9 protein-coding genes are annotated in these 9,650 nt (G+C 53.3%); 5 read left to right on the top strand and 4 right to left on the bottom strand.

All coding sequences use genetic code 11. The annotated features are described in order from the left end of the window. From KF749_18450 to KF749_18440, 3 genes are all read right to left on the bottom strand, one after another. On the bottom strand, positions 1-3,049 hold a 3,049-nt coding region (locus KF749_18450; protein MBX2993138.1), incomplete at its 3' end, for an ATP-binding protein. Between the two features lie 12 nt (positions 3,050-3,061). Further along, the gene (locus tag KF749_18445) at positions 3,062-3,673 is read right to left on the bottom strand and encodes a LysE family translocator (GenBank protein ID MBX2993137.1); all 612 of its coding nucleotides are present in this window, start codon (positions 3,671-3,673) and stop codon (positions 3,062-3,064) included. Between the two features lie 39 nt (positions 3,674-3,712). Beyond that, positions 3,713-4,342 (bottom strand): response regulator transcription factor, encoded by a 630-nt coding sequence (locus KF749_18440; protein ID MBX2993136.1) that lies wholly within the window; start codon positions 4,340-4,342, stop codon positions 3,713-3,715. Between the two features lie 402 nt (positions 4,343-4,744). Here KF749_18440 and KF749_18435 point away from each other — a divergent pair, with 402 nt between their 5' ends. The 5 genes from KF749_18435 (at position 4,745) to KF749_18415 (ending at position 7,333) form a co-directional block, all read left to right on the top strand. Beyond that, a complete protein-coding gene (locus KF749_18435) occupies positions 4,745-5,500 on the top strand; it encodes an isoprenylcysteine carboxylmethyltransferase family protein (GenBank protein ID MBX2993135.1) in 756 nt (251 codons plus the stop codon). A gap of 30 nt (positions 5,501-5,530) precedes the next feature. After that, positions 5,531-5,827, top strand: a complete 297-nt coding sequence (locus KF749_18430; protein MBX2993134.1) for a DUF4242 domain-containing protein — start codon at positions 5,531-5,533, stop codon at positions 5,825-5,827. A 31-nt stretch (positions 5,828-5,858) separates the two neighbouring features. Further along, positions 5,859-6,086 (top strand): hypothetical protein, encoded by a 228-nt coding sequence (locus tag KF749_18425; GenBank protein MBX2993133.1) that lies wholly within the window; start codon positions 5,859-5,861, stop codon positions 6,084-6,086. A gap of 68 nt (positions 6,087-6,154) precedes the next feature. Further along, positions 6,155-6,517, top strand: coding sequence for a TonB family protein (locus tag KF749_18420; protein ID MBX2993132.1), 363 nt, complete (start codon positions 6,155-6,157; stop codon positions 6,515-6,517). Between the two features lie 78 nt (positions 6,518-6,595). Continuing rightward, on the top strand, positions 6,596-7,333 hold the full coding sequence (locus KF749_18415) for a DUF2652 domain-containing protein (GenBank protein MBX2993131.1): 738 nt from the start codon (positions 6,596-6,598) through the stop codon (positions 7,331-7,333). Between the two features lie 37 nt (positions 7,334-7,370). Here the strand turns inward: KF749_18415 and KF749_18410 are convergent. After that, positions 7,371-9,650 (bottom strand): T9SS type A sorting domain-containing protein (locus KF749_18410; protein ID MBX2993130.1); only part of this gene is annotated, 2,280 nt, incomplete at its 5' end.

Raw genomic sequence — 9,650 nt, 5'->3', positions numbered from 1 at the left:
CGCGTGCCCGCATGCCGGACAACCCTGTTCCGGGCCTGTCCTGCTTGTGGTTGAACCCAACGCCATCATCCGATAGCGTTATGGAAATCGCCTGATCGGTGAGTGTGAAATCAAGCCTGACGCGCCGAGCTTTCGCGTGTCTTACAGAATTCGTAAGAGCTTCCTTGAATATGAGCATCAACTGCCGCCGGACTTCCATCGGAAGGCGGATGTTGTGGAACTCTTCCGCAATCCCGTGCGCCTGGAAAGCGATGCCTGTTTTATAAAATAAATCGTCGCCGAAGTCCTTGAGCCGGGCGGCAAGATCGAACAGTGAATCGTTCCGCGCATCCAGTGACCAGATGAAATCCCGCGTACCGTTGAAGAGATGGTTGGCATTGTCTCGTATTGCATCCAGCAAGTCCTTGACCTCGGTTGGGGACTGCAGGAGTTTCCGGCTTGCCGTCTCGGAAAGCATGTTGATGCGCGTGAGCCGGTGCCCCATCTCGTCATGGAAATCGCGGGCTGTTTTGATGCGTACATTTTCCCTCTCTTCTTCTCTGATCCGTTCTATCTCCAACTCTCTGCGGATAAGGCTCTTCATTCTGATTCGATACGAAAGAACAGTCAGCCCGGTTATCACGACGATGCATCCGGAGAGAAACCACCACGTTTGCCAGAACGGCGGCCGGATGTGGATGGCAAGTGCAAGTCCTTTTTCATCCTCGACTCCATCGCCATTGGAAGCTTTGACGCGGAACGTGTAACTGCCGGGAACAAGATGCGCGTAGGTAGCATTGCGGCGGCTTCCCGCGTGAACCCAATTCTTGTCGACCCCGTCCAGCCGGTACGCATACGTATTCTTGCGCGGTTTGGTGAGATCGAGCGCGACAAACTCGAATGTCAGAAAGGTCTCGGAAAAGTCGAGGACGACCTCGCGTGAAGTAATGCTTCGCGGCTCTCCCAGCACCGAGAATCCCGAAAGAACGACGGTGGGCGGTGTGCGTTGCATACCGATGCTGTCCGGGTGAAACCGGTTGATCCCGTTTGTTCCCCCGAAAAGAATGCACCCCTCCCGATCCTTTAATGCAACGCCGCGATTGAATTGTGTCCCCTGCAGGCCATCACTGACATCGAGAGGGAGGACACTTCCGGTTGTAGGGTCGAACCGGCAGACGCCATTGTTTGTGCTCAGCCACAGCATCCCCCGTGCATCCTGCGTGATTCCTTGAATCATGTTGTTGGGCAGCCCCTCTCTCATCGTGAAGTCGTCGATCCACCTCCGTGTCGGGTCAAGTCTCTTGAGCCCTCCACTGTACGATCCTATCCAGAGAACTCCGGCGGAATCCTGGAACAAAGTCGTGATCGATCTGTTATTCAACGCAGGAACTGTCGAGTCTGCAAAGTGCTTGAACGTCCTTGACTCGACATCGAACCTGCTCATCCAACCGCCAATGGTCCCGATCCAGAGCGTCGGCCTCGATGCTGTACGGTCTTTCAATATTGCCCAGACAGCATTGGAAAGAAGCTGGGAGGAGTCCCTGGAGGAGGGAGGACTGTTGTTCCGGAGATAGCGGACGATTCTTCCCGAGCGAGCGTCCAGAGAATACATGCCGGCGTTTGTTCCAATCCAGAGTGTGCCGGTGCCGTCGTCGGCAATGGCATTCACTTGATCGGAGAGCAGATTGCTTTCCTGTGAAGATGAGAATGTGAACTGTCGCCACTTGCCGTTCCGCGTATCGAATCGAAAAATCCCCTTACCGTGTGTACCGACCCACAGAATGCCCGGCTCGCTTTCAATCTGATGAATTGACAAGATGGCAAAACCCCTCATGGTCGCAGGGGTGGGAGAGGGCAAGAATCCCCGTCCTTTCCTTTCGCCGGGCAAGAAACGGAAGAGCTGGCCCGCGGCGTTTCCAAGCCAGATATTCCCTATCGTATCGGAGAATGCCGCCGTCACATTTCGGAATGCATCAGTGTATTGCTCCTTTCCGGTGGGGATGGGCGGCTTGTGGTGCTTGATATGTCGTTGCCGTTGTGTGAACTTGTTGAGGCCGTTGTGCGTTCCGACCCAAATATTCCCCCACCGATCTTCGAGGAGAGAATTCACGAAATTCCCTGTAAGTGATCGATGCTCGCCCGGAACATGGTAATGATGGGCTGCAGTCCGAAACCCATCATCCGAGGCAGCAGTTTCGAGAACACCATGCCCTCTCGTGCCGATCCACACCATGCCGCGGGAATCGTACATCAACATCGAGAAGTCACGTACAGGGAACGGATGGTCCCGGATACCGACCGGCTTCACCTTGGTGGTTCCATCATGCAGAGTCATTTCGTCCCAGCCGCCATCGGCAGTCAAAACCCAGAGAACTTTCTGTCCGCTTGCAGAACGCCCGACTCTCAGAGACGTAACGAACGCCCCCGAAAGCTGCCCCGCAGGCTGGTGCTGAATGTGGGCGAATGTTCCCTTCCTGTAGTCGAAAGCCAGCAACCCCGAACGGGCAGTTCCGATCCAGGCGACATTGTCTTCCACGACAAGAGACGTGACAGGGAATTTCTTCACAACCTCTGCAAGCCCCGCGTGGAGGTCAGGTTGCGTAAGTCGCGAGGTTTTCCAATCCGCCTGAAACAGACCGCGGCTTGTTGCAACCAGCATCGTGCTGTCGGGTGTTTCGACAACGGCATGTACGGTGTAATTGGGAAATTCTCCAGCGACGGATGTGGGGAAATGAACACGCGAGAATCCGTCCGTTGCGGGCTCGTAACGGCAGAGTCCGCTGAACGTCCCGATCCATATTCTTCCTTTTGAGTCCACATACAGCGTGGTTACAAAATTGGCAGGCAGTGTTGTCGTGTCGGAATAGTCATGACGATATTGCGTGAATGAGTAGCCGTCGTACTTGCTTACGCCGTCCGGCGTTGCAATCCACAGATATCCCACACTATCCTGGGCAATCGCATTGATCGTATTGTGGGAAAGGCCGTGCTCGACGGTGAACGATTCGAACCCGCCCAGCAACGAGATCGGAACAGACAGTTGGACGGTAACAATCAAGAATAATCTCAAGAACCCGAACTCCTACAGATTTGAATTGGCGAGCATGATGCCAAAGACGATAAAGGCGGCGCCGCCGAGCTTGTTCACTATGGATCTGCCGAGCGGCGAAGAGAGCCATTGTTTTGTACTGCTGGCTGTCAGCGCGTAGACAAGATGAATCAGCACTACCAACAACCCGTACGGCAAGACCAGGACGGTAAACTGCAGAGCGTAGGGGCGCGACTCCCCGATGAATTGGGGAAAAATCGAAATGAAAAAGAAAATCGCCTTCGGGTTGGAAAACTGCAGCGACAATCCTTCAAAAAAACGGACTCTCCCGCTCGAAGCCTTCTCAGCCGTGTCCGTCGCCGCTTTTGCGGTGGAACGCCACATCTTCACACCCAGAAAGATCAAATATGCGGCGCCGATGTATTTCATGACGTCGAACGCCACAGACGATGTTGCCAGCAGCAGCCCGACACCCGACGCAGAAATTGCCGCAACCACCATTGCTCCGACGGCAACTCCCGCAATTCCTGCCATGGTCTCCAGCAGCCTGAAGCGCAACGCATTCGTCAGCGTTAACGTGACGCCGGGACCCGGGCTGAGAATTGCAGCCGCGGCCACTGTCAGGTATAGCGGGTAGTTATCCATTCCCTTGATGTAGAAGAACTTTTTGTCGCTTTGCGAAAACTAAATCAACCTCTCCTTCATCGCTTTAGCAATCGCATCGGCCTTCGAACTCACTTCCAGTTTCCTGTAAATATTCTTGATGTGGGACCTCACCGTCTCGCCATCTATAAACAACTCGTCCGCTATCATCGTGTAGCTTTTTCCTCTGGAGAGATGGTGGAGAACCTCCGTTTCCCGTTGCGTCAACGGAGACTCGATGTTCTTTCTGAACGACTCCACAACCATCCGGGCGATGTTTGTGCTCATGGGCGCCCCTCCATTACGCACCTCCTTTAGGGCACCAATCAATCGTGCGGGCGAGATGTTCTTTGTGAGGTAGCCCGACGCACCAGCGCACAGGGCCTGAAACACCATTTCGTCGTTTTCCTGTACCGTCAGGATTACGACATCAACGCCGGGATGTTGCTGTTTAAATTTGCGCGTCCCCTCAATCCCCGATTTCCCGGGCAGGATGATATCCATGAGTACGAGATCCGGGGGGGTTTTGACATTGCGCGCCAATGCTGTTTCACAATCACCGTACTGACCCACACAGGCAAACTCATCTGAAGAATCCAGCACCGAAGCCAGCCAATTGCGGATCACCGGGTCATCCTCGATGATTGCGACTCTGACAGTACTTTTGTTCATGGCAAAGCCAATAGTGATCAATAGGTTGCATTTACGCCAGACAAGATAGAGAGGTTCGAAAACAGATGTTATCCCCCATGTTGGGGGAAGGAAATGTAGAGATGCGATCCAGTACTCAGACGTGCCAAGCGGCTGGCTTTCCAAGTAGACCATCGGTAATTATCACCTCTCTGCTACATTTTGTCAACTATTTGCCGCATTCAGACAAAAAAACGTCGAATCAGTGCCATTTTGGAGAAAATTCACTCCGAGTCGCCTCTGTTCTGAAGAAAAAGTCCAACACAATGCAACACGCAGGAAAGACTTCGCCACCCTCCTGAAGCTATATTTGCACCGTCATTAACGACGGTTCTGGCCGTCAATAAATACCAACAATCATCAACAAAATAGGAGGTACAAACAATGTTCAAACGCATCGCAGTCTTTCTTTACGGCGTGATCACGTATGCGGTGTTTTTCGGAACGTTCCTGTACGCCATAGGGTTCATTGGCAATTTCTACGTTCCGAAGACTATCGACGGCGAGCCGGAGATTCCGTTTGGTCAAGCATTGCTGATCAATGCGGCTCTGCTCGGCTTGTTCGCCATTCAGCACAGTGTCATGGCGCGCCCCGCATTCAAACGCTGGTGGACGAAGCTGGTCCCTCAGCCGGCCGAACGCAGCACGTACGTGCTCTTTTCCAGCGTTGCGCTAATTCTGCTCTTCTCATACTGGCAGCCGATGGGCGGAGTGGTGTGGAACGTGGAAGACCAGGTTGGCCAGCTCGTGTTGTATTCACTGTTCGGTTTGGGATGGGCACTTGTTCTCTATTCCACATTTCTAATCAACCATTTCGATCTCTTCGGATTACGCCAGGTTTGGCTCTATCTTCGGGGCAAAGAATATACCCGGCTGCAGTTCCGGACACCGAGCCTGTACAAATTTGTCCGTCACCCGCTGTATGTCGGTTGGTTTCTTACGTTCTGGGCAACGCCGACCATGACGGTCACGCACCTGCTGTTCGCACTTGCAACAACCGGATACATTCTGGTGGCGATTCAGCTTGAGGAAAAAGACCTTGTTGACGAGCATGGGGCGAAGTACGAGAACTATCGCCGCAACGTGCCGATGCTTGTGCCGTCGTTCAAAGCCAAGCAGTTACAGGAAGCAGTCAACTGAATCACTCATCATTGAAGTGGAGAAACATCAATGCCGAAATTCCTGATTGAACGGAAAGTACCCGGTGCGGGCCAACTCTCAACGAAGGAACTCGTGGCAATCTCGCAAACATCCTGCAACACGCTGGACAGCATGGGCATCGTGAACTACCACTGGATCCAGAGCTACGTGACCGATGACAGAATCTTCTGCATCCACATTGCCCCGGACCAGGAAGCGATTCGCGAGCACGGACGGCGGGGCGGGTTCCCGGTAAACGGCCTTCACGTCGTCAGGGCCATCATCGATCCGACAACAGCGGAGATCATGGAGGAGGTGCCGGCGTAAGCCGGGCCTCCACCGACAAGGAGAACATGACATGAAATCCCTGGCATATATCGGGAGTGCGGTTCAGCAGAACATCCTGTTCCGTCTTTACAGGTTCTATATCATCGACAGCATCCTAATCGTGAAGCGAAGCGGCTTCAAGGAATTGATCAGGCAGCGCGGTTGGAAAATCTTCTGGATCGTTGGCGGGTACTATCTCGTGAGGGATACGATCGTGTATATCATCATCCCTTATTGTCTTGCACGGGGAATATTCTAAACACACAATCAACACAACACAATCACATAATCATCACAAACAACAATCATCATAAAGGAGCAACACGCATGAACTACCTTCTCGCAACACTCGCATCGTCCATCGTTTCGCTTTCGTCTGTGAACGGAAACGAATCGGTGGTTGCCAACGCAACACCGGCAATGAAGCCGGCGGAGATCGTCCGCATCGACAAGCCCGTCTACCCCGACTTTGCCCGTCTCTACGGCATGGAGGGAGAAGTGGTTGTCGAAGTTCAGGTGGGTGAGGACGGAAAGGCGAAACATATTCACCTCGTGAAGGGGGACCACCCGGTGTTCAACAATGCCGTCATTACGGCGGTTACCAACGCCGAGTATGCCCCTGCGAAGATGCAGGACAATGCAGTGAAGAGCTGGGTGAAAATTCCGTTCGCTTTCAAGAGCAGGAAGTAATCGGGCAAATTTCTCACAACAAGACTGCGCCCGAAAAGGCGCAGTCTTGTTCCTAATTTTATGGAGAGCATCAGGAAGATGAAAAGAGCATATGACATAGAAAGAGTGGGTCGCAGAATGGAGTCGAAACAACTGTTCATCGCCATTGTTGACATCAGCGGCTACACGAACTTCCTCCGACGGCACGAGGGCAATCTCGTCCACGCCGAGCGGATAATTCTTGATTTGTTGGAGAGAATTGTCAGAACCGCGGGAAGCCCTTTGATTCTGCATGAGATGACGGGTGACGCCGTAACGTTTCACGCCTACGGAGAGAATACCGGGGCAACTGCGAGTGCCGTTCTGCATCAGATGCGCCGCTGCCTTGAAGAAGTACATAGCAGCCAGAAGGAACTTCTGGCCAACGGCTGCCCTGTTTGTGCCACGTCGGAGTTAAGCGCCAAAGCCATTGTTCATTACGGCGATGCAGTCGTTTCGCAACTCGGCAGCTTCACGAAAATTGCCGGGCCCGAAGTCATTTTCGCCCACAGGCTTCTGAAGAACTCGGTCACCGAGGACTCATACATCCTGATGACGGCGGCGTTCTATGATTTGATGGAAGATTTCTGCTCGCCGCATGCTTACTGGCAACTTGAGGATTGTGCCGGATTCGGCGAAGTGGCCGTGCTGGTGTGGTACCCGGTGCGTGAGCAAACAGGTACCACCAAGCTGCAACAGCACAAAACCGGCTTCCACAACGAACTTGTGGCCACACAGCGCAAATGCCGCTTCACTCCCGGCACGACAACAATTTGCTTTCCTTCCCTGCGGACTTGAGTTTGCCAACTAAAATATCACTCGCACCCGCCTTTCATCATTTCAACAATGCCATCTTCACGGAGGACCGGAATTCTCCGGCCTGCATTCTTGCAAAGTAGATGCCGCTCGCAGCCCTTCCCCCTGAGTTGTCCGTTCCATCCCACACCATTTTGTGAGTCCCTGCAGCGAGAGCCTGTCCGTCAACAAGGTGCCTCACAAGCCGACCTTGCACATCATGAATCGAAAGGCTGACGGGCGATTGTCTTGGAATCGAGAACCTTATGGTTGTTGATGGGTTGAAGGGATTGGGATAGTTCTGATGCAACGCAAACTGTTGGGGAACGCCCTCACTCATCTCAACATCCAACGGCAACGGATGCTGTCCGCTGAACACGCCGGCACCGTGCGTTCCAACAATAACAACTCCATCGGGCTGGCGGCTGTCGATATGATCAACGACGACATTTCCGATAATGGTCGAACCTTCCTGCGCCCAAATGGTTGCCATACCGTCAATAGATTCTGTAGAGTACAAGCCCGTGCTCGTCCCGGCAAGATAGTAGTTGTTGAAGCGACCGCGCACAATCTCCGCCCAACGAACGGAAGGTCCGTTACCCGCTCCGCTGGCAAACTGCTCAAGATTCCCTGCAATAGCCGCCCAATTTGTACCACCATTTGTCGTCCTGTACAAACTTACAACGCTGTAGTTTGAGAACACAGCAATAACATGGTCTCCGTCAAACGGGTCTGCTGCAAGACATGAAACGTACGCGTTCGCGGGCAAGCCTTTCCCCGTCCAGATATTGACGGGAGTCGGGTTACCGGTTGAAGGGGCGTCAATCCTGTAAATTTCCCCGTTTGTCGTCCCGTAATAGAGGCGATTCGTGGGGGCGTTGAGTGTATGTTCCAGCGCGCTGATTTTCCTTCCTGTCAGAATAGTATTTGTCAAGTCACTCCAATTCAGCGTGGCCGGAGCGCTCGAGCCCATAGGAATTTCTGTGACGTTCGTATTCCGTTTGATGCGATCCTTCCCTGCAAGATACATGCGGTTGGTGAAGTTCCGATCAAGAACGAACGGCGTGATGAACAAATAGCCCGTATCATTAACAGGATCGACTCGCGTCCAGTAGAATGTAGTAGTTCCGCCTCCGTTGTCGTTCAACAAATATCTATATGTTGTTCCATATTGAGACGACAGATAGTATGATCCGCGCGGCCATGAAAGTTCAAGGAACCCGCCGTCGCCGCTGTGTACCTTGACCCAATTGGCAAACTGACTTGTGCTGTTCGTGAACCACGTCCCGTTATCCTGTGTGCCTCCGAGTACGATGTCGTTGCCCGGATCCCGCCTGTCAAGTCCGACAGCGTAGAATTGCGTTGTGAAATATCCGTTGTTCAGTCGTGTCCATGCAACGGAGATCGTTGTTATGTCGGAGGTACGCGACAAACCGCCATCATGAGCTGATAAGAAAACAGAATTACTTCCCGGAAGAAACATCCCGGCGTGCTGGTCGGCATGGTGGTTGCCATAATCAGCATACGTGGTCGGACCGGAATATCCTCCGATCCTTGTGGTGTTCAGTGTCGTCGCAAAGCCGTCTGTCGAGCGATAGAGATTCACACCGCCGACAATCACAAAATTCGGATCGTTGGGCCGTACAACGACCATCTGGTCGTATCCCCCTTGCGTAGAGAAGACGCCATTGTTTGCAAGTCCTGCCTCGTTGGGCAGGTTGCCGCCGCGGTTAATCCAGTTCCCTGTTGAAGCGTCGTATCGCCAGAGTTGGTGCCCGCCCACGCCTGTTCCGCTGTTCGCGCCTTGCAGAAGGAAGTAGACGATGTTCTCGTTGGAAGGCGCAATGGCAATTGTGATTCTTCCATACACGGTCGGAAAGTTGGTTGCGGGCGTGATATTCGTCCACGTTGTGCCGTTGGTGGATCTTCGCATCCCGCTCATGTTCGAGCCACTGCTTCCTGCGGCGTACACAATGCCTGTTGTTGTTACGGCAACATCCGTTGCATACGAATACGGACTTGCTCCGCCCAGCACGGGAGTCCAGGAGGTGCCGCCGTTTGTGCTTCGCTGAATCGAGCCGTACGTGGCAGCGTACACCTCGTCCTGTGTTGTGTTGGAGGGATCGGTTGCAACATTCCACACAAAATCAAACAAATTGTCGAACGTCTGGGGTGTGCCGCTTGCTGTTGACGCGAGGAGAGTCCAGTTCACACCGCCGTTCGTGGATTTGAAAATACCATTGCCCTGATAAATGGCAGCCCCCTGGCCGCTTGCGCTGTTGCCTGTGAATTCGCCTGTCCCGTAGTACCATTTGCCGGT

This window comes from Bacteroidota bacterium (assembly GCA_019637975.1).
Taxonomy (GTDB): Bacteria; Bacteroidota; Ignavibacteria; order UBA10030; family UBA6906; genus CAADGV01.
The sequence above is the reverse complement of the archived record's forward strand: the minus strand, read 5'-3'. Positions and strand labels throughout refer to the sequence as shown.